Origin of the sequence: Sphingomonas sp. CCH9-F2, from assembly GCF_001556735.1 — a bacterium.
GTDB lineage: Bacteria > Pseudomonadota > Alphaproteobacteria > Sphingomonadales > Sphingomonadaceae > Sphingomonas > Sphingomonas ginsenosidimutans.
The window spans coordinates 1-747 of the sequence record NZ_LSJO01000417.1 but is presented as its reverse complement, the minus strand read 5'-3'; the positions used below and the strand labels follow the sequence as shown (position 1 = coordinate 747).

Here is a 747-nt window from a genome sequence, read left to right as displayed (position 1 = left end):
AGATTTCGGTGGTCGCGATATCGGCGTGGCCCAGCATCGTCTGGAGCGCGCGCAGGTCCGCCCCGCCCTCCAGCAGGTGGGTGGCAAAGGCATGGCGCAGGACGTGCGGGCTGATCCGGTCGGGCGCGATCCCCGCCTCCCCCGCGATCGTGCGGACCAGCTGGAACAGCCGCACGCGCGAGATATGCGTCGCGCCGGACGGGAACAGGAACGCGCGGTCGGTCGCGACATGCGCGCGCCACGCCGCGATCGCCGCGCGCGCGCGGTCCGACACCGGCACCAGCCGCTCGCGCCCGCCCTTCCCCTTGAGGATCAGGAACGGGCGGTCGGGATGGATCGCGTTGCGCGGCAGCGACACCAGCTCGCTGGCGCGCAGCCCCGATCCGTACAATAGTTCGACCAATGCGGCGAGGCGCAGGTCGGTGGGGATCACCGGATCGCGCGCCAGCCGAGCGCCCAGCGCGGCGAACAGGCGGTCGACATCGCCATGGCCCAACGTGCGCGGCAGCGGGCGGCGCGTGGCCGGGCGCGGCAGCGCGGGCGAAGGGTCGTCGGCGCGGTCGCCCTCCTCCGCCAGGAAGCCGAAGAAACGGCGCAGCGCCGCCGCCTTGCGCGCGACCGTCGCGCCCGACAGGTCGCGCCAGCCATCCGCCAGCCGTCCCAGCGCGGCGGCATCGGCGCGCGAAAGGCCGCCGTCGAGATCCGCCGACGCCAGCGTCAGGTCGCGGCGATAGGCGGCCAGCGTGT

General features: G+C 74.6%; 1 protein-coding gene. It reads right to left on the bottom strand.

Features of this window, described 5'->3' with window-relative positions:
* The coding region (locus AX685_RS11880) for a tyrosine-type recombinase/integrase (protein WP_066488937.1) at positions 1–747 on the bottom strand (747 nt) is incomplete at both ends.